Source organism: Thauera sp. (genome assembly GCF_047601425.1).
In the GTDB taxonomy this organism is placed as follows: domain Bacteria; phylum Pseudomonadota; class Gammaproteobacteria; order Burkholderiales; family Rhodocyclaceae; genus Thauera.
This window is the reverse complement of record NZ_JASGJL010000001.1, coordinates 109,310-133,871: the sequence shown is the minus strand read 5'-3', so window position 1 is coordinate 133,871 and position 24,562 is coordinate 109,310. Positions and strand designations below refer to the sequence as shown.

Below are 24,562 nucleotides of genomic sequence, written 5' to 3'. Positions count from 1 at the left end.
GTTGCTGGCTGGATTTGCAGCCTGGCGCGCGGCTCAGGCCCCCTTCTTCACGTAGTGGCTGACTACGTAGTCGTCGACGATGGCCTTGAACTCCGCGGCGATATTGTCGCCGCGCAGCGTGACGGCTTTCTGGCCATCGATGTAGACCGGGGCCGCCGGCGACTCGCCGGTACCCGGCAGCGATATGCCGATGTTGGCATGCTTGGATTCGCCCGGCCCATTGACCACACAGCCCATCACCGCCAGCGTCATGTTCTCGACACCGTCGTACTGGTCCCGCCACACCGGCATCTGCGACCGCACGTAGTCCTGGATGCCGGAAGCCAACTCCTGGAAGAAAGTGCTGGTGGTGCGGCCGCAGCCCGGGCAGGCCGTGACCATCGGCGTGAACGCGCGCAGGCCCATGGTCTGCAGGATTTCCTGCGCCACCACGACTTCCTGCGTGCGGCTGCCGCCAGGCTCGGGCGTCAGCGAAATGCGGATGGTGTCGCCGATGCCTTCCTGCAGCAGCACCGACAGCGCCGCCGTCGAGGCGACGATGCCCTTGCTGCCCATGCCGGCCTCGGTCAGGCCGAGGTGCAGCGCGTAGTTGCTGCGGCGGGCGAGTTCGCGATAGGTGCCGATCAGATCCTGCACGCTCGAGACCTTGGCCGACAGGATGATGCGGTCGGCCGCCAGGCCGTACTCCTCGGCCTTGGCGGCGGATTCCAGCGCCGACACCACCAGAGCCTCGCGCATCACCCCGCCGGCATCGCTCGGCTCCGCACGGCGGGCGTTCTCGTCCATGATGCGCGCCAGCACCGACTGGTCGAGGCTGCCCCAGTTGACGCCGATCCGCACCGGCTTGTCGTAGCGGCAGGCGAGCTCGACGATGGCGGCGAACTGCGGATCGCGCTTGGCTCCGGCACCGACGTTGCCGGGGTTGATGCGGAACTTGGCCAGCGCCTCGGCGCAGGCCGGGAAATCGGTCAGCAGCTTGTGGCCGTTGTAGTGGAAGTCGCCGACCAGCGGCACGTCCATGTTCAGCGCCAGCAGCCGGTCGCGGATATGGGGCACGGCCCGCGCCGCAGCTTCGTTGTTCACCGTGATCCGGACCAGTTCCGAACCGGCCCGTGCCAGTTCGGCGACCTGCATCGCGGTACCGAGCACGTCCGCGGTATCGGTATTGGTCATGGACTGCACGACCACCGGTGCGTCGCCGCCGACACGCACGCGGCCGACCGCGACCTGGTGGGTCGGATGCCGGCCGAGCGGCCTGGCATCGGATGAGAAAGGCTTGTCGTCTTGGATCATCTTGGTCGACATCTTTACTGGACGGTGAGGCGCGCCACCGAAACCTTGGTGTGGGCAGCCAGATCGACCGGCCTGCCATCGAATTCGAGGCTCACGCTCGCCGCATTGCCAACGACGAGCGCGAAGGGCTGCTTGCCCTGGACGTTGCGCGTGGCACCAGCACGGTTGATGCCCGAATACACGATCGTTCCGCTGGCATCGCGCACCTCGATCCAGGATTCACCGCTGAAGCGGAAGGTCAGCCCCCCGCTGCCCGGCGGAGCCGCTGGCGTCTCTGCGCCCGGCCCGGCAGGTGCCGAGGCGGCTTCGGAAGCGCTGGAGCCGCTGGGGACTGCGACTGTCTCCGCGCCTCCTGCGGCTGACGGCACGGATTCCGGCGACACCGCATCCGAGACAGCCGGAATGCCGGCCACCGGGGTGCCGGCCACCGGAATGCCGGCCACCGCTCCCTCACCCGCCGCGGCTGCAGGCTCGGCCGTTGCCGGCGGCATCACGGCATGCGGGGCCATCGTTGCCGGCGGCGGAGCCGGCTCGATGCGGACGCCTCCCATCACCGGCGCTTCCAATGTGGTTTCAGCAACCGACGGTTCGGTCTGGAACCAGTCGAAATACCAGCCGACCAGCAGCGCCAGCGCCAGCACCAGCACGATCCAGCCGATCGGCGCGGTGCGCACCTTCGAGCCGCTGCCGCTCGGCATCTCCCCTTCGGCATTGCGGATCGGTGTCAGATCGACCGCGGCACCGCCGCTCAGGCGCTGAACCTCGTCCAGAAGCGGCGCGGGATCGAGCCCGAGGTAGCGCGCATAGTTGCGCATGAAGCCGCGGACGAAGGCCATGCCCGGCAGTGCGGCGAAGTCGTCCGACTCCAGCGCAAGCACCTGGCGCGGATTCAGTTTCAGCGCGAACGCGGTCTCGCTCACCGACTCGCCGCGCTGTTCACGCGCCTGGCGCAGCCGGGCGCCGGGAGAAGCTGCGACCGATTCGGCTTCCGGCGTAGCGGGCGCCTGGGATTGAATGCTGCTCACTCGTACTTCCCTTGCATCATCTTCTTATATTCCTCGGACGAGCCGAAGCGGCTCTCGAGCTGCGCTGCATAGCTGGCCTCGGCATCCCGGTTGCCCAGCCGGCGCTCCGTGCGCAGGCCGAGCCAGACCGAGGCCGCCGTCGGATTGCTCTGCCGATGCAGGCGGATCAGGAAAGCGCTGGCCTGATCATAGCGTCCGCCGCGATAGGCGATGTCCGCCAGCTGATAGAGCGCCTGGTTGTTCGACGCATCGACCTGCACGGCGGCAAGAAACTGGGTTTCAGCGGCGGCAAAGTCATGGAGCCGCAGATTGCACAAGCCCGCATTGGTATAGGGGCGCGTCGCATGCCGGTAATACGGGTTGCGGGCCGCCTGGGCAAGCCGCTCCAGCCCACGCGCCTCCTCGCCCTGGGTGCACAGGAACCAGCCGTAGCTGTTGTTGAACTCGGGATCGCCCGGCGCATTGCGCAGCGCCTGCTCGAAATTCTGCCGGGCCAGGCCGTTCTCCTCGATCATCATGTAGGCCAGCCCGAGCAGGTGGTAGGCAGGCGCATAGCCGGGGCTGTCGTTGAGGGCGATGCGCGCTTCGTCGAGCGCCACGTCCGTGCGCCCGATCTCGAAGTAGGCCATGCCGAGGTCGACATGTACCCGGGCGCGCGTTTCGGCCGGTGTCGACGGCGATATGTCGGACATCGGCCGGCTGACTGCGGAGTCTCCCGGCCCCGGCGTTCCGGGTGACGTGGCGCATCCCGCGGCAAGCGCAGCAAGCAGCGCGCAGACCAGGGTGAATCTTGGCTTCATGAACGTTCCTCCGTTGCCTGCTTCAGACGTACCGTGCGCCGGGTCCGGTCCTGGACCTGGCCGGCAAGCTGTCCACAGGCCGCATCCACATCGTCGCCACGCGTCTTGCGCGTCGTGGTGACGATGCCGGCGTCGATCAGGATAGCGGCAAAGCGGCGGATGCGTTCCGCAGGCGAGCGCAGGAAGCCTGAATTCGGGAAGGGATTGAACGGAATCAGGTTGAACTTGCACGGCGTGTCGCGCACCAGCGCGACGAGTTCGCGCGCATGGGCCTCGCTGTCATTGACGCCGTCGAGCATGACGTACTCGAAGGTGACGAAATCCCGCGGCGCACGCTCCAGGTAGCGCTGGCAGGCAGCCATCAGCTCGCGCAGCGGATACTTCTGGTTGATCGGCACCAGCCTGTCGCGCAAGCCGTCGTTGGAGGCATGCAGCGACACCGCCAGCGCCACCGGGCATTCGTCGCGCAGCCGGTCCATCGCCGGCACGATGCCGGAAGTCGATACCGTGACGCGGCGGCGCGACAGGCCGTAGGCATGGTCGTCGAGCATCAGGCGCAAGGCGGTGACGACGTTGTCGAAGTTCGCCAGCGGCTCGCCCATGCCCATCATCACCACGTTGCTGATGATGCGGCCGTTGTCCTTTTCGCCCGCTTCGAGCTCCAGGCCGCCCTCCTGCCCTTCCTCCCGGGCTGCGCCCAGCAAGGTGTTGGCCAGCCACAGCTGGCCGATGATCTCGGCCGCCGACAGGTTGCGGTTGAAGCCCTGCTTGCCGGTCGAGCAGAACGCGCAGTCGAGCGCGCAGCCGGCCTGCGAGGACACGCACAGCGTGCCGCGGCGCGCTTCAGGGATGAACACGGTCTCGACCGCGTTGGCATTGCCGACGTCGAGCAGCCACTTGCGCGTGCCGTCGGCCGATACCGAGTCGCGCACCGGCACCGGCGCGGCGATCACCGCCGCATCCTTGAGCTTGGCACGCAAGGCCTTGGCGACGTCGGTCATCGCATCGAAATCCGCACAGCCCTCGCGATGCATCCAGCGCATCACCTGGCGGGCGCGAAACGGCTTCTCGCCCAGCCCGGCGAACCAGGCGACGAGACCGTCGACGTCGAAATCGAGCAGATTGACCGGTTTGGAAGTGCTCATGCCTGAAGCTTCAGTCCTGTAATGCAAACGGCCCGACCACGCCGCGCGCGGCGCCTGGGCGCCGTGGCGTACGCGACGGGCCGTGGGAACGGACCGCTCAGCGCGAGTAAACGTTCATTCCGGGGAAGAAGAAAGCCACTTCCACGGCAGCGGTTTCCGGCGCATCGGAGCCATGCACGGCGTTGGCGTCGATCGAATCGGCGAAATCGGCGCGGATCGTGCCCTTGTCGGCCTTCTTCGGATCGGTGGCGCCCATCAGTTCGCGGTTCTTGGCAATCGCATTCTCGCCTTCGAGGCACTGGATCATCACCGGGCCGGAAGTCATGAAGGAGACCAGATCCTTGAAGAACGGACGCTCCTTGTGCACGGCGTAGAACTGGCCGGCTTCCTGCTCGGACAGGTGCACCATCCTGGCGGCGATGATCTTCAGGCCGGCCGCTTCGAAACGGGCATAGATCTGGCCGATGACGTTCTTCGCCACAGCGTCGGGTTTGATGATGGAAAGGGTGCGTTCGATTGCCATGAAAAGCTCCAAGCGGGGTTTGAAAAAACGGGGAATTTTAGCAGGTTTCCATCCCGCCCCGGAGACAACACTGCATACAGGGCATCAGGCACGGCCGTCCAGCCTTCCGCATCGTGCGGCTGCCCTCCTCCCACTCAGGCCCGCGCGCGGGCCGCCTCTGTGCGGTGGCGCAGCCAGCCAATGAACAGCGGCATCAGCGACAGCGCGATGATGCCCAGGATCACCAGCGTCAGGTTGTCCTGGATCACCGGCAGATTGCCGAACCAGTAGCCGAGCATCACCAGCGGACCGACCCACAGCGCACCGCCGACCACGTTGAAGGCGACGAAACGGCGGTAGTCCATCGGCGCCATGCCGGCGACGAAGGGCGCGAAAGTACGGATCAGCGGCATGAAGCGCGCAATGATGATCGTCTTGCCGCCATGGCGCTCGTAGAAGCTGCGGGTATGCTCCAGCGCACGGCGGTTGAAGAAGCGGCTGTCCGGCCATTGCGAGATGCGCCCGCCGAAATGCCTGCCGATCGAGTAATTCACCGAATCGCCCAGCACCGCGGCGGCGAACAGCACGCCGATCAGGATCGCCGGATCCATGCCGCCGCCGGCAGCCAGCGCACCGGCCACGAACAGCAGCGAATCACCCGGCAGGAAGGGCGTGACGACGAGGCCGGTCTCGCAGAACACGATCAGGAACAGGATGGCGTAGATCCAGTTGCCGTATTCGGCCAGCAAGGCAGCAAGGTGTTGATCGACGTGCAGCAGCAGGTCGACCAGAAAGGCGAGATATTCCATGAGGTTTCCGGGCGGGCAAGGCGCGCGAGATTCTAACCCGAGCATGCCCCCGTGCATGTGACGGGATGCATGGTGAAACACTCGCCCCCAAGGCAGAAAACACGAAGCCCGGCTCATCGCCGGGCTTCGTCGCTCCTCGCTTGCTTAAGGCGCTTACATCATGCCAAGCGCGGTCGGCAGCCAGGTGGAGATGATGGGCACGTAGGTGACCAGCATCAGGAACACCAGCATCGTCAGCAGCCACGGCCACACCGACTTGGCCATCGCCGTCAAGCCCATCTTGGCGATGCCACTGGCCACGTACAGGTTCAGGCCCACCGGCGGCGTGATCATGCCGATCTCCATGTTCACCGTGATCATGATGCCGAAGTGGATCGGATCGATCCCCAGCTTCATCGCGATCGGGAACAGGATCGGCGCGGTGATCAGGATCACCGACGACGGCTCCATGAAGCTGCCCAGCACCAGCAGCAGGATGTTGACCGCGATCAGGAAGCCGATCATGCCCATCCCCGAGTCCATGATCCACTGCGCGATCCCCTGCGGAATCTGCTCGTTGGTCAGGATGAAGGAGAACAGCACCGCGTTGGTGATGATGTACAGCAGCATCGCGCTCATGTTGGCCGAGTTCAGCAGCACCTTCGGCACGTCGGACAGCTTCAGGTCCTTGTACACGAAGATCGCGATGAAGAAGGCGTACACCGCGCTCATCGCCGCCGCTTCGGTCGGCGTGAACATGCCCGAGTAGATGCCGCCCATCACCACGATGATCAGCGCCAGGCCCCAGATCGCGCGGCGGAAGGCAACCCACACCTCCTTGAGGCTGCGCTTGGGCTCACGCGGATAGTCGCCCTTGCGCGCCACCCACCAGGTGGTGAAGCCGAGCATCAGCGCGCACAGCAGGCCAGGCACGACACCCGCCATGAACAGCGCGCCGATCGAGCTGTTGGTCGACACCGCGTACATCACCATCACGATCGACGGCGGGATCAGCACACCCAGGCCACCAGCCGAGGCGACCACGCCAGCACCGAATTCCTTCGGATAGCCGACCTTCATCATCGCCGGGATCATGATGCTGCCGATCGCCACCACCGTCGCCGGGCTGGAACCCGACACCGCGGCGAACAGCGCGCAGGCGAACACCGAGCTCATGCCGAGGCCGCCGCGCAGGTGGCCGACCATCGCCGTGGCGAAGTCGATCATGCGCCGCGCCACCCCGCCATGGGTCAGGAAGTTGCCCGCCAGCACGAAGAACGGGATCGCCATGATCTCGAACTTCTCGATGCCGGTGAACAGCTTCAGCGCGACCGATTCGAGCGGCACTTCGGTGAAGAAGAACAGGAAGCTGAGCACCGTCAGGCCGAGCGAGATGGACACCGGCATGCCGGTGAGCATCAGGACCGTGAGCAGCAGGAAGATAATCAGGGCGCTCATTTCTTGCCTCCCTTGCCGTCGCGGCTATCGTCGCTTTCGTACGGATGGTGCTTGTGCTTGAGGTCGTGCGGATGCAGATCGTCGTCCATCTCGAAGTAGTTCACATCGACCGGCACGTGGCCTTCCTCGTCGATGCCATCGACGTGGCCGTGATCGTGGTGCGGCAGCTCACCCGTGCGCCAGAAGCTCACCGCGACCTGGAGGAAGCGGAAGCACATCAGGTAGGAGCCGAGCGGGATCGCCGAATACACGATCCAGGTGGGCCATTCGAGGTCGGGCGTGACCGGACCTTCGAAGAAGCTGCCCGTATCCGCGCCCAGGGCGCTCAGCACGGCGTAGGCCATGCCGTTTTCCCACACGAAGTGGGCACCCAGCGTGCCGATGGTGCCGGTGAACAGTGCGCCAGCCAGCAGGCCGAAGAGGATGAACTTTTCGCGCACCGCGTCGGAAAGGTGGTTGATCAGCACATCGACGCCGACGTGGATGCCGGTGCGCACGCCGTAGGCGGCACCGAACTTGGCCATCCAGACGAACATGATGATGCACAGTTCCTGCGCCCAGCCGAGATCGATTTCGAGCAGGATGTCCTGCAGCGCCGGGAAATCGATCCCGACCATGTAGCGGTGCACCACCGCCACGAAGATGATCACGGTCGCCGCGCCGATGAAGAAGGCGACCAGGAACTCTTCCAGGCGATCAAGTAGTTTCAATACCATGGCGATTCTCCCATGAGTGCTGCCGCGCCCTTGCGGGCACGGCAGGGTCGGACCGGCCCGTCAGCGATCAGTATTTGCTGGGATCGAAGCCGGTGGCTTCGTAGATCGACTTGATCGTCGCCGCACCCACACGCGATTCCATCTTCTTATGCACCGGCACCAGCGCCTTGATGAAGGCCGCGCGCTCGGCATCGCTCAGGACACGAATCTCGGTCTTGCCCGAGGCACGCACCGCTTCCAGCGACTTGTCGTTCTCTTCCTTGGCGATCTGGTTGGCGTAGTCCGTCGACTCGTCCATGGCCTTGTCCAGCTGCGTGCGGACATCCGCAGGCAGGCCGTCCCAGAACTTCTTGTTGGTGATCACCGCATAGCCGAGGTAGCCGTGGTCGGTCACCGCCAGATGCTTCTGAACTTCATGCATCTTCTGCGTGTACAGGTTGGAGTGCGGGTTCTCGGTGCCGTTGACCACGCCCGTCTGCAGCGCCTGGTAGGTTTCGGAGAAAGCCATCACCTGCGGCAAGGCCTTGAGCTGGCGCATCTGCTCTTCCAGCACCTTGGACGACTGGATGCGCATCTTCTTGCCGCGCAGATCTTCCGGCTTGGTGATCGGGCTGTTGGCCGAGAAGGACTTGAAGCCGTTGTCCCAGTAGGCCAGGCCCTTGATGCCGCGCGGCTCCAGCTTGTCCAGCAGTTGCTGGCCGACCGCGCCCTTGGTCACCTTGTGCAGGGCATCGTAGCCATTGAAGATGTAGGGCAGATCGAAGGCTTCGAACTCGCGCACGCCCAGCGGGCCGAACTTCGCCAGCGAAGGCGCCAGCATCTGCACTGCGCCGAGCTGCAGCGCTTCCATCTCTTCCTTGTCCTTGTACAGCGTGCTGTTGGGATAGACCTCGACCTTGACCGCGCCGCTGGTGTACTTCTCGGCCAGCTCCTTGAATTTTTCCGCAGCCTTGCCCTTGGGCGTGTCCTGGGCCACGACGTGGCTGAACTTGATGATGATCGGGTCAGCGGCGACAGCAGCGGCCGACAGGCCCACAGCGACCAAACCCAGCAGAAGTGCACGGATCTTCATGGATTTCTCCCCTCCGGATGAACGGTGTTCATATTGACGTTTGCATTCCCCCGCCGGACGATGGTGCCCAACGCGGCTGACTGCACCGATAAGTTTTTCTGCACAGCCCCATCAGTATCCTTTGTACCCGCCAACAGCTTCTATTGTGGAAATCCGCAGTTCCCGCCGGGTACCATCCGCGCTCATACCCGCCGTACCTGCGCTCAGAGCTCATGACCCATGCCGATGCCCCCGTCCCCCAGGCCGCCACCCGACGGGCCCGCTGGGTGGGCCGAATCTCCTACTTCGCCCTGCCGCTGTTCCTCGCCGCGATCGCCGCGCTCGTCTGGCTGACGCGCCAGTACGACGCCGACGAGCAGCGCTCCACGCTGATCAGCGACGTGCTGTGGATGGAGCAGAACCTTCGTTTCGAACTCGATCGCAACGAAGCGGACCTCCAGCAACTCGGCCCCGACCTGTTCGCCCCCCGGCTGGAGCGGCAGACCGAAGCCCGCCTGGCGCACCTGCTGACCCAGGGGCGGGGGCTGGTCCACATCCTCTGGCGCAGCCCGGATGGCGCCCTGGTCGGCGCCATGCCGCCGCTCCCCGCCCCGGACCCGGACGAGGCGGCGGATCTTTCCCTTGCCGAGACCCCCTTCCAGCTCGCGCGCAACATCGGCCGCCCCACGTACGGTCCGCCCTATCCCGGAAGCAACGGCAAGCATCGCTTCGAGGTGCATATTCCGGTCTGGTCCGACAATGCATCGAAGGGCGTGGTGACCGGCATCTACTCGCTGAACGACATCGTCGTGCGCGATCTGCCCTGGTGGTTCTCGACACGCTACCGGGTCGCCGTCCTCGACAGCGACGGACGCGAGATCGCCGCCAAGTCGAAGGTTGCGCCGCTATCCCCGCAGCTCGACTACCGGATTCCCTTCGAGCCGCCCGGGCACGGCCTGAGCCTGCAGATCACCGCCTACAAACCGGACACGCGCTGGATTCCGCTGCTGCTGACCGCCTCCATCGTGATTCTCGGCGGCGCCATCGTCTGGAGCGTGCGGCAGCTCCGGCGCCAGCTTGCCCGGCGCCAGCAGGCCGAGGTGGCGCTGCGCGCCGAGTCCGCCTTCCGCAAGGCGATGGAGGATTCGATGCTGACGGGCATGCGCGCCCGCGACCTCGATGGCCGCCTGACCTATGTGAACTCCGCCTTCTGCCGCATCACCGGCTACAGTGCCGACGAGTTGGTCGGTCTCAGGCCGCCGCTGCCCTACTGGCTGCCGAACCACATCGAACAGCGCCAGGAACTGCTCGACCGCCTCGAGGACATCGGCTCGACACCGGACGGCGTCGAACTGCGCTTCCGCCGCAAGAATGGCGAGATGGTCGATGTGCTGCTGTTCGAGGCGCCGCTGATCGATGCCAGCGGCCGGCAAGCAGGCTGGATGGGTTCGGTGCTCGACATCACCGAGCAGAAACGCGCCCACGAGCTGACGCAACAACAGGAAGAGCGGCTGCAGGCCACATCGAGGCTCATCACGATGGGCGAGATGGCGTCCACGCTCGCTCACGAACTCAATCAGCCCCTGACTGCCATCGCCAGCTATGCCGACGGCTGCCTGCATCACCTGCAGGCCACCGACACCGACCGCGACGAATTGCTCGACATCCAGCGCAAGATCGGGCGCCAGGCCCGCCGCGCGGGCGAGATCATCCGCCGGGTGCACGACTTCGTGCGCCGCTCGGAGCCTCGGCTCGACCTGATAGACCTCAACACCGTCGTCCGCGACGCCGCCAGCCTGATCGAAGCAGACGTCCGCAAGCGGCGCATGCAGCTCGTCCTCGACCTGGCGCCGGCACTTCCCCCGGTCAAGGCCGATGCGGTGATGATCGAGCAGATCGTCGTCAATCTGGTGCGCAACGGCATGGATGCGATGCGCGACACCTCGCCCGCCGACAGGAAGGTGCACGTCGCCACCCGGCTCGAAGGCCACTCGGCCATCGTCCAGGTCACCGATCACGGCTGCGGCATCCCGGCCGACACCGCCGCCCGGCTGTTCGAACCCTTCTTCACCACCAAGACCGAGGGCATGGGCATGGGGCTCAACATCTGCCGCTCCATTGCCGAACTCCACCATGGCCGCCTCACTTTCGACGCCGCGCCCGGCGGCGGTACCATCTTCACCCTGACGCTTCCCGTGGAAAACGCATGAATCCGCCCTGCGCGCACATCATCGACGACGACGACGCCATCCGCGACGCCCTCCAGTGGCTGTTCAAGACACGCAACGTCGCCTGCCAGGCCTGGGCAGGCGGCGAGCAGTTCCTCGCAGCCTGGCGGCCGGAATGGCAGGGCTGCATCGTGCTCGACATCCGCATGGCGGGAATGAGCGGACTCGAGTGCTTCGACACCTTGCTGGCGCGCGGCTGCGGCCTACCGGTGATCTTCATCACCGGCCACGGCGACGTGCCGATGGCAGTGGCGGCGCTGAAGAAAGGCGCCTTCCATTTCATCGAGAAACCCTTCAACGACCATGATCTCGTCGAACTGGTGGAAAAAGCCCTTGCGCTCGATGCCGAGCGCCAGCGCGCCATCGCCGACCGCGAAGCCATCGAGGCCCGGCTGGCAACCCTGACCCAGCGGGAACGCGAAGTCATGGAGCTGATCCTGGAAGGCAAGTACAACAAGGTCATCGCCGACGAGCTCTCGATCTCGATGCGCACCGTCGAGGCGCATCGCTCCCGCATCTTCGACAAGATGGCGGTTCGTTCTGCAGTGGAACTGGCGCAGATACTGACAGATCTGCGCAGTTGAAACCGCCGCTGCCGAGCGCCTGCTACGGGCCCGCTCCGCTCCGGGGGCTCCACTCCGGCACCAGGCCGGCCTCTCCGGCCTTGCAGGCGAAATCCGCGGCAACACCGATGCCGCCGATCCAGGCAGCCTCGTCACCGATCCACAGCACGGGCAGACGCCCGCGCATCCAGGCCGGAATCCCCGCCTCCTGGCACAGCTTCCTGAAGCTGCGCCGCGGCCGCCCCGCGCCCAGACGCATGTGCAGGCCCGGCCGGCACACATCCAGCACGACCGGGCTGCAGCCGTCGACTGCGGCACGGGCCACGCCCTCACCGACAGCAGAACGGAAATCGACGCTGCCCGCCCCCCACGGCAGCTGTCCGCCACCTTGCCAGGACTGCGGCTGCAGGCGCTCGGCAAGATTCTCCTCCAGCCATAGTTCGCCGCGGTAGACGCAGCAGGCCAGCTCGCCGAGATCCAGCCGCAGTGGACGGGCGGCGGGTACCGCGCGCATCTGGCGCAGCGCCTCTCCCAGCCGCGCCCGGCTCGGCGCACGGAAGCCCTGCCGCCGTGCCAGCCAGCGCAGCAGGTTGGCGATGCGGCTATCGGGCAGCGCCAGCAGGCGTTCGCATCTCAGCACTTGCCCACCGCAGGCGGCGTGATCGAGTTCGGCAAGCTGGTCCAGCAGGTCACTTGCCTCACGAAAGTGTCCCGCGGCCCTCGCCAGCGTGGCGACTGCCGCGGGAAAGCGCTCGCCGATCACCGGCAGCACCCGATGGCGCAGGTGGTTGCGGCTGTAGTCGAGCACGGCATTGCTTTCGTCCTCGACCCAGCTCAGTCCGTGGCTGCGCGCCCAGGCCTCGATCCCGGCACGGCGGCAGTCGAGCAGCGGCCGCAACCGCCCCGGCCGGCCGGCTTGCGGCGGCTCGAATGCCACCATCGCCGCCGCGCCACGCACGCCACTGCCACGCAGCAGGCGGAACAGCAGAGTCTCGGCCTGATCATCGAGATGATGGCCCAGCACCAGCCAGTCGCAATCGAGGCCATCGAGCGCGGCATGGCGCTCGCGCCGGGCTGCGGCTTCGAGTCCGGCGGCATCGTCGTGCCGCACGGTCACACGGAACAAGGAAAAGGGAATCTGCAACTCGGCGCAGCGCTGCCCGCAGGCTTCGGCCCATGCATCCGCATTCGGGCTGAGACCATGGTGGACGTGAGCCGCCTGAAGGGAAAAGCCCAGGCGCGGAGCCAGGCCATGCAGAACATGAAGCAGTACGACCGAGTCGACGCCGCCCGACAGCGCGCAGCACAGGCGCGCGCCCGGGCCGACTCCCGCGGCCTTCAAGCTGCGGGAAGCGGCCTCCAGCAACATCGCCTCAGGCCGCCACTTCCTTGAAGCGGCCGTAGCTCATCAGCTTCTCGTAGCGTTGCGCCACGAGTTCGGAAGGCGACAGATGCTCCACCTGGCGCAGCGAATCAGCCAGCGCCAGCTTCAGCGACGCCGCCATCGCCCGATGATCGCGATGGGCTCCACCGATCGGCTCATTGACGACCTTGTCGACCAGGCCGAGCGATTTCAGCCGCGACGCGGTGATGCCCATGGTCTCGGCAGCCTCGGCCGCCTTGTCGGCGCTCTTCCACAGGATGGAAGCGCAGCCTTCGGGCGAGATCACCGAATACGTCGAATATTGCAGCATCAGCACCTGGTCGCCGACCGCGATCGCCAGCGCACCGCCCGAGCCGCCTTCACCGATGATGGTGGCGATGATGGGCACGCGCAGTTCCGCCATCAGGTAGATGCTGTGGCCGATCGCCTCGGACTGGCCGCGCTCCTCGGCGCCGATGCCGGGATAGGCGCCCGGGGTATCGACGAAGGTGAACACCGGCAGGCCGAATTTTTCGGCCAGCTTCATCAGCCGCATCGCCTTGCGATAGCCCTCGGGCCGCGGCATGCCGAAGTTGCGCGCGATCTTTTCCTTGGTGTCGCGGCCCTTCTGATGGCCGATGACGACACAGCTCTCGCCGTTGAAGCGCGCCAGACCGCCGACGATGGCCTTGTCGTCGGCAAATGCGCGGTCGCCGTGCAGTTCCTCGAAATCGGTGAAGATGTGCTGGGCGTAGTCGAGCGTATAGGGCCGCTGCGGGTGGCGCGCGACCTGCGCGATCTGCCAGGGCGTCAGCTTGGCGTAAATGTCCTTGGTCAGCGACTGGCTCTTGGCTTCGAGGCGGGCGATCTCCTCGGAGATGTCCACGGCAGGGTCGTCCGCCACGAAACGCAACTGGTCGATCTTCGCTTCCAGTTCGGCAACCGCCTGTTCGAAATCCAGAAAAGTGGTCTTCATCCAACCGTTCCCACTGAGAAATGTGCGCCATTGTAGCGCCACACGGGCCGGGCCGGGCCCATCGCATTCCGACAGCAGCCCGGCTCGGGACCTAAAACAAGCGGGGTGGCCGCCTTTCGGCAACCACCCCGCGCGCGATTCCGGCAAACCGGCGATCAGTCGTTGTTCATGAAACCCAGCAGGTGCAGCAGGCTGGTGAAGAGGTTGAAGATCGACACGAACAGCGACACGGTCGCCATCACGTAGTTGGTCTCGCCACCGTGGATGATGTTGCTGGTCTCGTACAGGATCAGGCCCGACATCAGCAGCACGAAAGCGGCGGAAACGGTCAGCGACAGCGCCGGGATCTCGAAGAAGATCGCGCCCAGGCCGGCCAGGAAGGCCACCAGGATGCCGACCATCAGGAAGCCGCCCATGAAGGAGAAGTCCTTCTTGGTGGTCACCGCATAGGCCGACAGGCCGAGGAAGATCGCCGCAGTGCCGGCCATCGCCTGCATCACGATGGTGTCGCCGTTGGGCAGCGACAAATAGGCCGAGATGATCGGGCCGAGGGTGAAGCCCATGAAGCCCGTCAGCGCAAACACGAACAGGATGCCCAGGCCGCTGTTGCGGAACTTGGTCGTCAGGAACAGCAGGCCGAAATAGCCGACCAGGGTGATGATCATCCCCGGGTGCGGCAGCCCCATCGCCATCGACAGCCCGGCCGTCAGTGCGGAGAAGGCCAGCGTCAGCGACAGCAGCATGTAGGTGTTGCGGATGACCTTGTTGGTCGACAGCACCGATGTTTCGGAGCGAGTCGTCGTCGAAAGGCGGTTTTCCATGGTCTTGCTTCCTCCGGTCAGGGGGTGTTGTTTTGGATGTATCGGGATTGATTGGCTCGGGCAGCCCGGTGCGCCTCAGGCCGGCTGCGCCTGCATCTCGGCGAGGCGGGCCCGATTCGGACGCTGAACACGGCGCACGCGCTGGGCAAGCACGCGGGCGACACGTTCGGCAGCCTGATCGACCGCAGCACGGACGTCGAGCTGGGTGATCGCGAATACCACGTCGGGCAGGTTGCGCAGGCGCAGCTGTACCACGCAGCGCTTGTCCTGGCCGCCGCGCGGGCCATTGACGTCAGCCACTTTCACGCGCGCCCACTGGATATGGTCACGAAAACGCCCGATTGCGAAGCCCATCCGGCGAGTCACGTAGTCACGCAGGACGGGGGCGGCTTCGACGCCCTCACAATGCAGATCGATTCGCATGTCGAGTCTCCTTATTGGTTGTTGCGCATTGCCGCCAGGCTGGACGCCTGTCGGATACTAAACCTCAGACGCTTCGATAGAATCTCGGTTCAACAGAATATGAATCTGATTTTTTCGAAGTATTCGCAATACCCGGAAGCCGGCCATGATCAACTACAAGCAGCTGCATCACTTCTGGACCGTCGCCCGAGCAGGTGGGATCGTGCGCGGCGCAGAACGTTCCGGACTCGCGCCACAAACCCTGTCGGGCCAGATCGCCACGCTCGAGACCGAACTCGGCGTCAGCCTGTTCAAGCGCCAGGGGCGCGGGCTGGCGCTGACCGACACCGGGCGCGTCGCCCTCGATTATGCCGAAGAAATTTTCCGTCTTGGCGACGAACTGGAAGAGGCGATCCGCAGCCGTGCCAGCGGCCGTGCCGTCCCTTTCCGCGTCGGCGTCGCCGACGTGGTGCCGAAGACGATCGCCTGGCTGCTGCTGGCGCCGTCGATGACGCTGGCCGAGCCGATGCGCATCGTCTGCCGCGAAGGCAAGTTCGATGCCCTGCTGGGCGAACTGGCGATCCACAAGCTCGACGTCGTGCTCGCCGACGGCCCGATGCCGCCGAACATGGACGTGCGCGGCTACAGCCACAAGCTGAGCGAATCGACCATCGGCTTCTTCGCCGCGCCCGGCCTGGCCGCAAGCCTGAACAGCGATTTTCCGCACAGCCTGAATGGCGCGCCGCTGCTGCTGCCGGGCAGCGAAGCCGCGGTGCGCGGCCCGCTGCTGCGCTGGCTCGACGCCGCCGGGCTGAAGCCGCACATCGTCGGCGAATTCGACGACAGCGCGCTGATGCGCGCCTTCGCCGAAGCCGGTGCCGGCATCTTCCCCAGCGCCCTGGCGGTCGGCGAACAGCTCTGCCGCCAGGATGCGATGGTGCACCTCGGCACTGCAGAAGACGTCGTCGAAACCTATTACGCCATCTCGGTGGAGCGCAGGCTGACCCACCCCGCGGTGCGTGCGATCAGCGCCGCGGCGAACGAGCGCCGGCAGCCGGATTGAGGCGGTGCCCAAAAGGCCCCCACGGCACGGACGGACATCGCGGAAGGAAAACGCGGATTTGCCATCGCCCCCGGCGATGCGCCAGAATCCCGCCCTTGCGTGGCGGCAGGAGCGCAACGAAGCGGAGTGCGCAGGGAAAACCTGGAAAGAGTGCGCAGACAGTGCGCTGGTGCCGGGAGTGGGACTCGAACCCACACACCTTGCGGCGGCGGATTTTGAATCCGCTGCGTCTACCGATTCCGCCATCCCGGCTGGGAAGGCGCGCATTATCCACGAATACCGCTCGCCGCGGCAAGCAGGACGCCCACTGCATACCGGCAGGCTTTCGTCTGCCGACATCCATCCAATTTCATTACCTGATTACATGCAGCTCACGCTGAACGATTTCGACTACCCCCTGCCGCCGGAACTGATCGCCCAGGCACCGCTCGCCGAGCGCAGCGCCAGCCGCCTGCTGGTCGCGCCGGCGGACAAGGATGCCCCCTTTCTCGACCGCTGCTTTGCCGACCTGCCCGAGCTGATCGGCCCGAACGACCTGCTGGTGTTCAACGACACCCGCGTGATCCACGCCCGCCTGCACGGCGTCAAGGCCAGCGGCGGCCAGGTCGAAGTGCTGATCGAGCGCGCCATCGGCCCGCACGAGGCGCTCGCCCAGGTACGCGCGAGCAAGTCGCCCAAGGCCGGCAGCATGCTGCGCCTGGCCGATGCCTTCGAGGTCGAGGTGCTCGGCCGCGCCGGCGAGTTCTACCACCTGCGCTTTCCCGCCGGCGAAGACCTGTTCGCGCTGCTGGAGCGCCACGGCAAGCTGCCGCTGCCGCCCTACATCCAGCGCGCCGCCGGCGACGACGACGAAAGCCGCTACCAGACCGTGTTCGCGCGCGAACCCGGCTCGGTCGCCGCGCCGACCGCCGGCCTGCATTTCGACGAAGCCACCCTCGCCCGCATCACGGCAAAGGGTGCGCGCTGCGCCTGGCTGACGCTGCACGTCGGCGCCGGCACCTTCCAGCCGGTGCGGGTCAACGACCTCGGCGAGCACCGCATGCACCGCGAGCGCTACGTGATCCCGCAGCAGACGATCGATGCCATCGCGGCTACCCGTGCCGCCGGCGGCCGCGTCATCGCCATCGGCACCACCAGCATGCGGGCGCTGGAAGCCGCCGCGCAGGACGGCCCGCTCGCCGCCGGCAGCGGCGAGACCGAGATCTTCATCCTGCCCGGCTTCCGCTTCCAGGTCGTCGATGCGCTGGTCACCAACTTCCATCTGCCCAGATCCACGCTGCTGATGCTCGTCTCCGCCTTCGCCGGCATGGACGAGATCCGCCGCGCCTACGCCCACGCCATCGCCCAGCGCTACCGCTTCTTCAGCTACGGCGACGCGATGTTCCTCACCCGCAACGAAAACGCCGAACACGATGCAGTTTGAACTCCTCACCACCGACGGCGGCGCCCGCCGCGGCCGCCTGACGCTGAACCACGGCACGGTCGAAACACCGGTCTTCATGCCGGTCGGCACCTACGGCACGGTCAAGGCGATGACGCCGGACATGCTCGCCGGCATCGGCGCGCAGATCTGCCTCGGCAACACCTTCCACCTGTGGCTGCGCCCGGGGCTGGACATCATCCGTGCCCACGAGGGCCTGCACCGCTTCATGGCCTGGGACAAGCCCATCCTCACCGACTCGGGCGGGTTCCAGGTCTTCAGCCTGGGCGCGCTGCGCAAGATCAGCGAGGAAGGGGTCAAGTTCGCCAGCCCGATCGACGGCGCCCGGCTGTTCCTGACGCCCGAGATCTCGATGCAGATCCAGGCCGTGCTGAACTCGGACATCGTCATGATCTTCGACGAATGCACGCCCTACCCCGCCAGCCGCGACGAGGCGGCGAAGTCGATGCGGCTGTCGCAGCGCTGGGCGCGCCGCTCGCGCGACGAGTTCGACCGCCTCGAGAACCCCAACGCCCTGTTCGGCATCGTCCAGGGCGGCATGTACGAGGATCTGCGCGACGAATCGCTCGGCGCGCTGGAAGAGATCGGCTTCCACGGCTTCGCCATCGGCGGCCTGTCGGTCGGCGAGCCCAAGGAAGACATGGCGCGCATCCTCGCCCACACCGCGCCGCGCCTGCCGCAGCACAAGCCGCGCTACCTGATGGGCGTCGGCACGCCCGAGGACATCGTCGAAGGCGTGGCCGCCGGCATCGACATGTTCGACTGCGTGATGCCGACCCGCAACGCGCGCAACGGCTGGTTGTTCACCCGCTACGGCGACATCAAGATCAAGAACGCGGTGCACAAGGCCGACACCCGCCCGCTCGACCCGTCCTGCGACTGCTACACCTGCCGCAACTTCAGCCGCGCCTATCTGCACCACCTGCACCGTACCGGCGAGATTCTCGGCAGCATGCTCAACACCGTGCACAACCTGCGCTACTACCAGACCTTGACGGCCGAACTGCGCGAAGCCATCGCTGGCCAGGCTTTCGAAGCCTATGTGCGCCGCTTCCGCGAAGAGCGCGCGACCGGCACGCATTGAACCCCAGGCACCACACAACGTCTCACCCGGCCGGAGCACTCGCCGGCAACTGCTATAATCGAGCGCTTTTTCGCTAACCCGGAGTAACCAACGTGCTGATTTCCAATGCCTATGCCCAAGCTGCGGGCAGCGACCCCACCGGCGGCCTGATGGGCCTGCTGCCCCTGATCCTGATGTTCATCGTGCTGTGGTTCCTGATGATCCGCCCGCAGATGAAGCGCGCCAAGGAACACAAGGCCATGGTCGAGGGCCTGGCCAAGGGCGACGAGGTCATCACCGGCGGCGGCATCGCCGGCCGCGTGACCGAAGTCGGCGACAGCTTCGTGCAGGTCGAAGTCGCCGCCAACACCGTGATCGCGGTGCAGAAGCAGGCTGTCGCCTCCGTGCTGCCCAAGGGCACGCTGAAGTCCCTCTGATCCCATTTGCCGTGGAGCCGGGCGTCCTCCCCGAGAGGTCGCCCGGCTTTGCGCAACACCGGTCGCCCCGCCCACCACTGCCCCAGGCAGCGGCCGCGGCCCGGCACCATACTGTCTGCCGCCGACGATGAATCGCTACCCCCTCTGGAAGAACCTCATGATCGGCCTCGTGCTGCTCTGGGGTCTGATCTACACCTTGCCCAATTTCTACGGCGAGGTTCCCGCAGTCCAGGTGTCCAGCGCCAAGGCCACCCTCAAGCTCGACGCCGCCGCGGCCTCTGACCGTGTCGCCAGTGCGCTCAAGGATGCCGGCATCGAACACGGCGGCATCTTCTCCGACGCCGGCAGCGTGCGTGCCCGCTTTGCCAGCACCGACATCCAGCTGCGCGCCAAGGACGTCATCGAGCGCGCCTTCAATCCGGATGCCGAAGACCCGTCCTATGTCGTCGCGCTCAACCTGCTGCCGGCCTCGCCCGCCTGGCTGACCGCAATCCACGCGCTGCCGATGTACCTCGGCCTCGACCTGCGCGGCGGCGTGCATTTCCTGCTCGAAGTCGACATGCCGGGGGCGCTGACCAAGCGCCTCGACTCCACCACCGGCGACCTGCGCACGCTGATGCGCGACAAGAACGTCCGCCACGCCGGCATCAGCCGCGAAGGCAACACCGTCGTCATCCGCTTCCGCGACGCTGCCCAGCGCGACGCCGGCCGCCGCGCCATCCAGGACAATACCAACGATCTGCAGCTGGCCGACCGCGACGCCGGCGCCGACGACCTCCGCCTGGTCGCCACGCTGACGCCGCAGGCGCAGCAGACGATGCGCGATTTCGCCATCAAGCAGAACATCACCACGCTGCACAACCGCATCAACGAGCTCGGCGTCGCCGAGCCGGTGATCCAGCAGCAGGGCGCCGATCGCATCGTCGTGCAGCTGCCCGGCGTGCAGGACGTCGCCAAGGCCAAGGACATCCTCGGCCGCACCGCGACGCTGGAAGTGCGCATGGTGGATGACACCCCCGGCGCGCTCGAAGCCGCGCTGGGCGGCAGCATCCCCTTCGGCACCGAGCTGTATTCCGAACGCGGCGGCGGCCCGCTGCTGGTCAAGAAGCAGGTCGTGCTGACCGGCGACCGCCTCACCGACGCCCAGCCCGGATTCGACGGCCAGACCAACCAGCCCGCGGTACACCTGCAGCTCGATGCCGCCGGCGCGCGCATCTTCCGCGACGTCACGCGCGAAAACGTCAATAAGCGCATGGCCATCCTGCTGATCGAGAAGGGCAAGGGCGAAGTCGTCACCGCACCGGTGATCCGCACCGAGATCGGCGGCGGCCGCGTGCAGATTTCCGGCGCGATGACCACCACCGAAGCCAACGACGTCGCCCTGCTGCTGCGCGCCGGCTCGCTCGCCGCGCCGATGGAGATCATCGAGGAGCGCACCGTCGGCCCCAGCCTCGGCGCCGACAACATCTCCAAGGGCTTCCACTCGACGCTGTGGGGCTTCATCGCCATCGCGATCTTCATGTGCCTGTACTACGCGCTGTTCGGCGTCGTGTTGACGATCGCGCTGGCCGCCAACCTGCTGCTGCTGGTGGCGCTGCTGTCGCTGCTGCAGGCCACGCTGACGCTGCCCGGCATCGCCGCGATGGCGCTGACGCTGGGCATGGCGATCGACGCCAACGTGCTGATCAACGAACGCATCCGCGAGGAGCTGCGCAACGGTTCGAGTCCGCAAGCCGCCATCGCTGCCGGCTACGACCGCGCCTGGGGCACGATTCTCGACTCCAACGTCACCAGCCTGATCGCCGGCATCGCGCTGCTGGTATTCGGCTCCGGCCCGGTGCGCGGCTTCGCCGTGGTGCACTGCCTCGGCATCCTGACCTCGATGTTCAGCGCCATCCTGGTGTCGCGCATGCTGATCAACTTCATCTACGGCCGCCGGCGCAAGATCGACAGTCTGTCCATCGGCCAGATCTGGAAACCGGACAGCAACTGAGCGCGGAACAAGGGAACGCACAATCATGGAATTCTTCCGCATCAAGAAAGACATCCCGTTCATGCGCCACTCGCTGGTGTTCAACGCGATCTCCTTCCTCACCTTCCTGCTCGCAGTGTTCTTCATCGCCACCCGCGGCCTGCACCTGTCGGTGGAGTTCACCGGCGGCACGCTGGTCGAAGTCATCTACAGCGAGGCCCAGGAACTGGAGCCGATCCGCAGTGCGCTTGCGGCCGACGGCAACACCGACATCCTGGTGCAGCACTTCGGCAGCGCCCGCGACGTGCTGATCCGCCTGCCCAACCGCGACGACATCGACAGCAACGGCATCGCCGACCGGGTGATGGCCACGCTGAACAAGATGGACGCTCCTGCGCCGGAACTGCGCCGCGTCGAGTTCGTCGGCCCGCAGGTCGGCAAGGAGCTTGCCAGCGACGGCGCGATGGCGCTGCTGCTGGTGATCATCGGCATCGTCGTCTACCTGGCGCTGCGCTTCGAATGGCGCCTGGGCGTGGCCACCATCATCGCCAACCTGCACGACGTCATCATCATCCTGGGCTTCTTCGCCTTCTTCCAGTGGGAGTTCTCGCTGGCCGTGCTGGCGGCGACGCTGGCCGTGCTGGGCTACTCGGTGAACGAGTCGGTGGTCATCTTCGACCGCGTGCGCGAGACCTTCCGCAAGAAACGCGGCTACACCACCGAGCAGGTCGTTGACCACGCCATCACCAGCACCATCTCGCGCACCATCATCACCCACGGCAGCACGCAGATGATGGTGCTGTCGATGCTGGTCTTCGGCGGCGAGACGCTGTACTACTTCGCCCTCGCGCTGACCATCGGCATCTGCTTCGGCATCTACTCCTCGGTGCTGGTCGCCAGCCCGCTGGCGATCTGGCTCGGCATGAAGCGCGAGCAGTTCGTGAAGGTGAAGAAGGAAAAGGAAGAAGCCGTGGTCTGATGCGACCCGGCCTGCGGAAGAAGGCGCCCCCAGGGGCGCCTTCTTCATTTCTGGACTACAAGCGGCAGGCTCATCAGCAGGATAAAGCCCCCGGACAGGGCGCTGCTCGTCGATCAGGCGTCGCGCGACGCAGCCGGATCGGCTGGCAATCGGAAAGATGCCAGCTCCTGCTCATCGAGCTGGCCGACCAGCCCCGTCTCCCAGGCCAGGTAGCGGCGCGCGGCTTCCTTGTTGCCGTCGTGCCGGTCATGCACGAAGAAGAGATGGTCGATGCAGTCCGCATCACCAGGAACGTCGGGTGTGGCCACCTCGGCCAAGCCCGCTGCACGCCAGGCTGTCATGCCGCCTTCCAGCAGCAGCGGCGGGTGTGCCAATCGGCACCCCGTCACGGCCCAGGCCGCCACTGCGGGCTCGTCGGCGACCAGCACGGCCTGGCGCGTTTCACCTGCGAGATCGGCCGCGAGCCGGGGCCGGATGGACCAGCGGGCGCCATCGATGTGGCCGGCGCGGTATGCCATGCCGGGGCGAAGGTCCATGACGACGATGTCGCCACGTTCCAGCCGCGCCGCAAGGGCCTGAACGGAAATGCCTCCCAGCACGGGCGGCACAGGAACAGGAGAGGCCTGCAGCGACAAGCCGCTGGACAAGCCTCCTTCGAGCACGCAGGCGTCGTGCCCCATCTGGCGCAGCCAGCTGGCCACCGTGGGCGCACGCACGCCGTCGTCGTCGAACAGCACCAGCCGGGCGCCGCGCACACCGACGTACTGATCGAAGGTCTGCATCAATTGGCCACCCGGAGTATGCTGCGCGCCCGGCAGGCTGCTCCCGGCGAATTCCTCCGGTGTGCGCACGTCGCACAAGAACAGCGTCCGGCCGGGGTCCTCAGCCCAGGCCCGCACGGTCGAAGCGCTCACGGTCGGCACCTCGAAGCGCTCGGCCAGCCGGCATGCCGCATCCCGCAGAACCGGCGTGCCCGAGCCGTCGGGGTAACGCCGGCTGCCACCGTGCTCCAGCGCCTGGTCGGCGAGGAACCATCCCTGGGTGCCGTTCTCCAGCGCGTAAACGGGATTGGGGATGCCGAGGTTGATCAGCGTCTGTGCGCCGATGATCGAGCGCGTGCGGCCGGCGCAGTTGATCACGATGGGCGTGCTGTCATCAGGCACGAGGGATCGCACCCTATACGCCAGCTCGCCATTGGGGCAGCAGATGGCCGTCGGGATGTTCATCTTGCGGAACTCCGGCACCGGTCGGCCATCGAGCACCACCACCGGCGAGGGGCCGGCGATCATGGCCGCCAGTTGCTGCGCAGTCACCCGTGGGGTGTGATAGATCTTCTCGGCCAGTTCGCCGAAGGTCTTGGAAGGCAGGTTGACGCCGGCGAACAGCACATGGCCGGCAGCCTGCCAGGCGCGCGTCCCGCCATCCAGCACGCAGACGCGGCGATAACCCAGCGCCGCCAGCCGCGCAGCTGCGTTCGACGCCACGCCGGCCCCCTCGCCGCCGTCGTCATACACCACGACACGCACATCCAGCCGCGGCACCAGGCGCCGGATCTCCAGCTCCAGCCGGCTGTAGGGCAGCGGCGTGGCATGGAAAAGATGGGCCTCGCCGTACTGGCCATGCTCCCGGACATCGAGCACGGCGATTTCATCGCCGTCGTGCAGCCAGGTCTTCAGCAAGAACGGGGTTATGCGTTCGATGGTCATGAATGCCAGGGATGGGAATGATCGGCGATGCGGCCGTCGGCTCGCAGAAGGGAAGAAGGCAGGCCCGAACGAGATCCGTCGAACGGCGGGTCTGCACGCCGATGCCCATGGTCTGACAGGATCCCTTCTCCAGGTCGTAGGCGGTGCGCTGGTTCAGGGTCTCCAGCGCACGGCCGTACATGTGCAGATGGCGGATGATCTGCTCGCCTTCGATCTGCACCGAATGAATGTCGTCGGGCATCAAGGCGACGCCGTGGCCGGGTTCCACCAGAACGCGGGCCGTCTCGCGCAGCCTGCCCACGCCCGGCACGGAGCCGTCGTCGATGCGCTCGTAGATGCGGTTGACCTCGGTGCCTTCGACCGCCGCGATGCAGGCCCAGGTCGTGTGGTTATGCGGCACGATCTTCTTGCCCGGGCGCATCACGTTCAGATAGAGCGCATAGCTCTGGTCCGGGTCCTCGGCGATCAGATAACGAGCCTGGTGCTCTCCATCTTCGGGCGGAGGGAAGTCGGCCGCCTGCCACAACTCGGTCCGGGCGGCGATCGACTCCAGCGAGGCCAGCACGGTGGCAAGGGCCGTGCGCGTGGCCCCGGTATCACCGATGGCGCGTTTCATCTGCACGATGGCTTCACCGACAGCCTGCTGGCGTTGCTCACTTACAGTACTCACAGGAATCTCCTTGTCTCCGGCACCGATGCAGGGAAGTGACCGGTGCGCCCTTGTGCCACTCTAATGGCGGCACGGCATCCGAACAACGCCGTTCCCGAGC

General features: G+C 66.2%; 23 protein-coding genes and 1 tRNA gene. 8 read left to right on the top strand and 16 right to left on the bottom strand.

Features of this window, described 5'->3' with window-relative positions; translation table 11 throughout:
- Positions 1-33: 33 nt before the first annotated feature.
- From ispG to QM748_RS00645, 9 genes are all read right to left on the bottom strand, one after another.
- Entirely contained in the window at positions 34-1,293 is a 1,260-nt protein-coding gene (gene ispG / locus QM748_RS00685; protein ID WP_415245176.1) for a flavodoxin-dependent (E)-4-hydroxy-3-methylbut-2-enyl-diphosphate synthase, read from the bottom strand.
- A gap of 14 nt (positions 1,294-1,307) precedes the next feature.
- A complete protein-coding gene (locus QM748_RS00680; protein WP_415245175.1) occupies positions 1,308-2,318 on the bottom strand; it encodes a helix-turn-helix domain-containing protein in 1,011 nt (336 codons plus the stop codon).
- Positions 2,315-3,118, bottom strand: a complete 804-nt coding sequence (gene pilW / locus QM748_RS00675) for a type IV pilus biogenesis/stability protein PilW (protein WP_415245174.1) — start codon at positions 3,116-3,118, stop codon at positions 2,315-2,317. The genes QM748_RS00680 and pilW overlap by 4 nt, the downstream gene beginning before the upstream one ends.
- Positions 3,115-4,263: a 23S rRNA (adenine(2503)-C(2))-methyltransferase RlmN gene (rlmN, locus tag QM748_RS00670; RefSeq protein ID WP_415245173.1), complete on the bottom strand. Its 1,149-nt coding sequence runs from the start codon at positions 4,261-4,263 to the stop codon at positions 3,115-3,117. Before rlmN ends, pilW begins: the two co-directional genes overlap by 4 nt.
- Before the next feature lie 97 nt (positions 4,264-4,360).
- On the bottom strand, positions 4,361-4,786 hold the full coding sequence (gene ndk, locus QM748_RS00665) for a nucleoside-diphosphate kinase (RefSeq protein ID WP_263462078.1): 426 nt from the start codon (positions 4,784-4,786) through the stop codon (positions 4,361-4,363).
- 134 nt (positions 4,787-4,920) lie between these two features.
- On the bottom strand, positions 4,921-5,574 hold the full coding sequence (locus QM748_RS00660) for a DedA family protein (protein ID WP_415245172.1): 654 nt from the start codon (positions 5,572-5,574) through the stop codon (positions 4,921-4,923).
- A gap of 153 nt (positions 5,575-5,727) precedes the next feature.
- On the bottom strand, positions 5,728-7,011 hold the full coding sequence (locus QM748_RS00655) for a TRAP transporter large permease (RefSeq protein ID WP_415245171.1): 1,284 nt from the start codon (positions 7,009-7,011) through the stop codon (positions 5,728-5,730).
- Entirely contained in the window at positions 7,008-7,727 is a 720-nt protein-coding gene (locus QM748_RS00650) for a TRAP transporter small permease (protein WP_415245170.1), read from the bottom strand. Before QM748_RS00650 ends, QM748_RS00655 begins: the two co-directional genes overlap by 4 nt.
- 67 nt (positions 7,728-7,794) lie before the next feature.
- Positions 7,795-8,799, bottom strand: a complete 1,005-nt coding sequence (locus QM748_RS00645; RefSeq protein ID WP_415245169.1) for a TRAP transporter substrate-binding protein — start codon at positions 8,797-8,799, stop codon at positions 7,795-7,797.
- A gap of 212 nt (positions 8,800-9,011) precedes the next feature.
- Here QM748_RS00645 and QM748_RS00640 point away from each other — a divergent pair, with 212 nt between their 5' ends.
- Positions 9,012-10,988: a sensor histidine kinase gene (locus tag QM748_RS00640; protein ID WP_415245168.1), complete on the top strand. Its 1,977-nt coding sequence runs from the start codon at positions 9,012-9,014 to the stop codon at positions 10,986-10,988.
- A complete protein-coding gene (locus tag QM748_RS00635) occupies positions 10,985-11,590 on the top strand; it encodes a response regulator transcription factor (RefSeq protein WP_415245167.1) in 606 nt (201 codons plus the stop codon). The genes QM748_RS00640 and QM748_RS00635 overlap by 4 nt, the downstream gene beginning before the upstream one ends.
- Before the next feature lie 22 nt (positions 11,591-11,612).
- On the opposite strand, the gene tilS is transcribed toward QM748_RS00635, so the two are convergent.
- The 4 genes from tilS to QM748_RS00615 all read right to left on the bottom strand — a co-directional run bounded on the left by tilS (position 11,613) and on the right by QM748_RS00615 (position 15,152).
- Positions 11,613-12,938, bottom strand: coding sequence for a tRNA lysidine(34) synthetase TilS (gene tilS / locus QM748_RS00630; RefSeq protein WP_415245166.1), 1,326 nt, complete (start codon positions 12,936-12,938; stop codon positions 11,613-11,615).
- Positions 12,939-12,942: 4 nt separating this feature from the next.
- On the bottom strand, positions 12,943-13,908 hold the full coding sequence (locus tag QM748_RS00625; protein ID WP_415245165.1) for an acetyl-CoA carboxylase carboxyltransferase subunit alpha: 966 nt from the start codon (positions 13,906-13,908) through the stop codon (positions 12,943-12,945).
- 155 nt (positions 13,909-14,063) lie between these two features.
- Positions 14,064-14,729: a Bax inhibitor-1/YccA family protein gene (locus QM748_RS00620; RefSeq protein WP_415245164.1), complete on the bottom strand. Its 666-nt coding sequence runs from the start codon at positions 14,727-14,729 to the stop codon at positions 14,064-14,066.
- Positions 14,730-14,804: 75 nt separating this feature from the next.
- A complete protein-coding gene (locus tag QM748_RS00615; protein WP_415245163.1) occupies positions 14,805-15,152 on the bottom strand; it encodes an HPF/RaiA family ribosome-associated protein in 348 nt (115 codons plus the stop codon).
- A 145-nt stretch (positions 15,153-15,297) separates the two neighbouring features.
- Here QM748_RS00615 and QM748_RS00610 point away from each other — a divergent pair, with 145 nt between their 5' ends.
- Positions 15,298-16,194 carry a LysR family transcriptional regulator gene (locus QM748_RS00610; RefSeq protein WP_415245162.1) on the top strand — a complete coding sequence of 299 codons (897 nt, stop codon included), beginning with the start codon at positions 15,298-15,300 and terminating at the stop codon, positions 16,192-16,194.
- 167 nt (positions 16,195-16,361) lie between these two features.
- On the opposite strand, the gene QM748_RS00605 is transcribed toward QM748_RS00610, so the two are convergent.
- Positions 16,362-16,446: transfer RNA gene (locus QM748_RS00605), tRNA-Leu, on the bottom strand.
- Between the two features lie 112 nt (positions 16,447-16,558).
- Here QM748_RS00605 and queA point away from each other — a divergent pair.
- The 5 genes from queA (at position 16,559) to secF (ending at position 22,086) form a co-directional block, all read left to right on the top strand.
- Positions 16,559-17,617, top strand: coding sequence for a tRNA preQ1(34) S-adenosylmethionine ribosyltransferase-isomerase QueA (gene queA / locus QM748_RS00600; RefSeq protein ID WP_415245161.1), 1,059 nt, complete (start codon positions 16,559-16,561; stop codon positions 17,615-17,617).
- Positions 17,607-18,719 carry a tRNA guanosine(34) transglycosylase Tgt gene (tgt, locus tag QM748_RS00595; protein ID WP_415245160.1) on the top strand — a complete coding sequence of 371 codons (1,113 nt, stop codon included), beginning with the start codon at positions 17,607-17,609 and terminating at the stop codon, positions 18,717-18,719. Before queA ends, tgt begins: the two co-directional genes overlap by 11 nt.
- 92 nt (positions 18,720-18,811) lie before the next feature.
- Positions 18,812-19,135: a preprotein translocase subunit YajC gene (gene yajC, locus QM748_RS00590; RefSeq protein WP_415245159.1), complete on the top strand. Its 324-nt coding sequence runs from the start codon at positions 18,812-18,814 to the stop codon at positions 19,133-19,135.
- Between the two features lie 127 nt (positions 19,136-19,262).
- A complete protein-coding gene (secD, locus tag QM748_RS00585) occupies positions 19,263-21,128 on the top strand; it encodes a protein translocase subunit SecD (RefSeq protein WP_415245158.1) in 1,866 nt (621 codons plus the stop codon).
- A 25-nt stretch (positions 21,129-21,153) separates the two neighbouring features.
- Positions 21,154-22,086 carry a protein translocase subunit SecF gene (gene secF, locus QM748_RS00580; RefSeq protein WP_415245157.1) on the top strand — a complete coding sequence of 311 codons (933 nt, stop codon included), beginning with the start codon at positions 21,154-21,156 and terminating at the stop codon, positions 22,084-22,086.
- 113 nt (positions 22,087-22,199) lie between these two features.
- On the opposite strand, the gene QM748_RS00575 is transcribed toward secF, so the two are convergent.
- Both QM748_RS00575 and QM748_RS00570 read right to left on the bottom strand, forming a co-directional pair.
- A complete protein-coding gene (locus QM748_RS00575) occupies positions 22,200-23,765 on the bottom strand; it encodes a rhodanese-like domain-containing protein (RefSeq protein WP_415245156.1) in 1,566 nt (521 codons plus the stop codon).
- A complete protein-coding gene (locus QM748_RS00570; RefSeq protein ID WP_415245155.1) occupies positions 23,734-24,408 on the bottom strand; it encodes a hypothetical protein in 675 nt (224 codons plus the stop codon). Before QM748_RS00570 ends, QM748_RS00575 begins: the two co-directional genes overlap by 32 nt.
- Positions 24,409-24,562 lie beyond the last annotated feature (154 nt).

Coding starts and splice junctions, on each gene's coding strand:
- ndk (WP_263462078.1), bottom strand. CDS start 4,786: ATGGCAATCGAACGCACCCTTTCCATCATCAAACCCGACGCTGTGGCG.
- rlmN (WP_415245173.1), bottom strand. CDS start 4,263: ATGAGCACTTCCAAACCGGTCAATCTGCTCGATTTCGACGTCGACGGT.
- QM748_RS00655 (WP_415245171.1), bottom strand. CDS start 7,011: ATGAGCGCCCTGATTATCTTCCTGCTGCTCACGGTCCTGATGCTCACC.
- tilS (WP_415245166.1), bottom strand. CDS start 12,938: ATGTTGCTGGAGGCCGCTTCCCGCAGCTTGAAGGCCGCGGGAGTCGGC.
- QM748_RS00620 (WP_415245164.1), bottom strand. CDS start 14,729: ATGGAAAACCGCCTTTCGACGACGACTCGCTCCGAAACATCGGTGCTG.
- QM748_RS00610 (WP_415245162.1), top strand. CDS start 15,298: ATGATCAACTACAAGCAGCTGCATCACTTCTGGACCGTCGCCCGAGCA.
- secF (WP_415245157.1), top strand. CDS start 21,154: ATGGAATTCTTCCGCATCAAGAAAGACATCCCGTTCATGCGCCACTCG.
- QM748_RS00660 (WP_415245172.1), bottom strand. CDS start 5,574: ATGGAATATCTCGCCTTTCTGGTCGACCTGCTGCTGCACGTCGATCAA.
- QM748_RS00645 (WP_415245169.1), bottom strand. CDS start 8,799: ATGAAGATCCGTGCACTTCTGCTGGGTTTGGTCGCTGTGGGCCTGTCG.
- QM748_RS00625 (WP_415245165.1), bottom strand. CDS start 13,908: ATGAAGACCACTTTTCTGGATTTCGAACAGGCGGTTGCCGAACTGGAA.
- QM748_RS00635 (WP_415245167.1), top strand. CDS start 10,985: ATGAATCCGCCCTGCGCGCACATCATCGACGACGACGACGCCATCCGC.
- QM748_RS00650 (WP_415245170.1), bottom strand. CDS start 7,727: ATGGTATTGAAACTACTTGATCGCCTGGAAGAGTTCCTGGTCGCCTTC.
- ispG (WP_415245176.1), bottom strand. CDS start 1,293: ATGATCCAAGACGACAAGCCTTTCTCATCCGATGCCAGGCCGCTCGGC.
- secD (WP_415245158.1), top strand. CDS start 19,263: ATGAATCGCTACCCCCTCTGGAAGAACCTCATGATCGGCCTCGTGCTG.
- tgt (WP_415245160.1), top strand. CDS start 17,607: ATGCAGTTTGAACTCCTCACCACCGACGGCGGCGCCCGCCGCGGCCGC.
- QM748_RS00615 (WP_415245163.1), bottom strand. CDS start 15,152: ATGCGAATCGATCTGCATTGTGAGGGCGTCGAAGCCGCCCCCGTCCTG.
- queA (WP_415245161.1), top strand. CDS start 16,559: ATGCAGCTCACGCTGAACGATTTCGACTACCCCCTGCCGCCGGAACTG.
- pilW (WP_415245174.1), bottom strand. CDS start 3,118: ATGAAGCCAAGATTCACCCTGGTCTGCGCGCTGCTTGCTGCGCTTGCC.
- QM748_RS00570 (WP_415245155.1), bottom strand. CDS start 24,408: ATGAAACGCGCCATCGGTGATACCGGGGCCACGCGCACGGCCCTTGCC.
- QM748_RS00640 (WP_415245168.1), top strand. CDS start 9,012: ATGACCCATGCCGATGCCCCCGTCCCCCAGGCCGCCACCCGACGGGCC.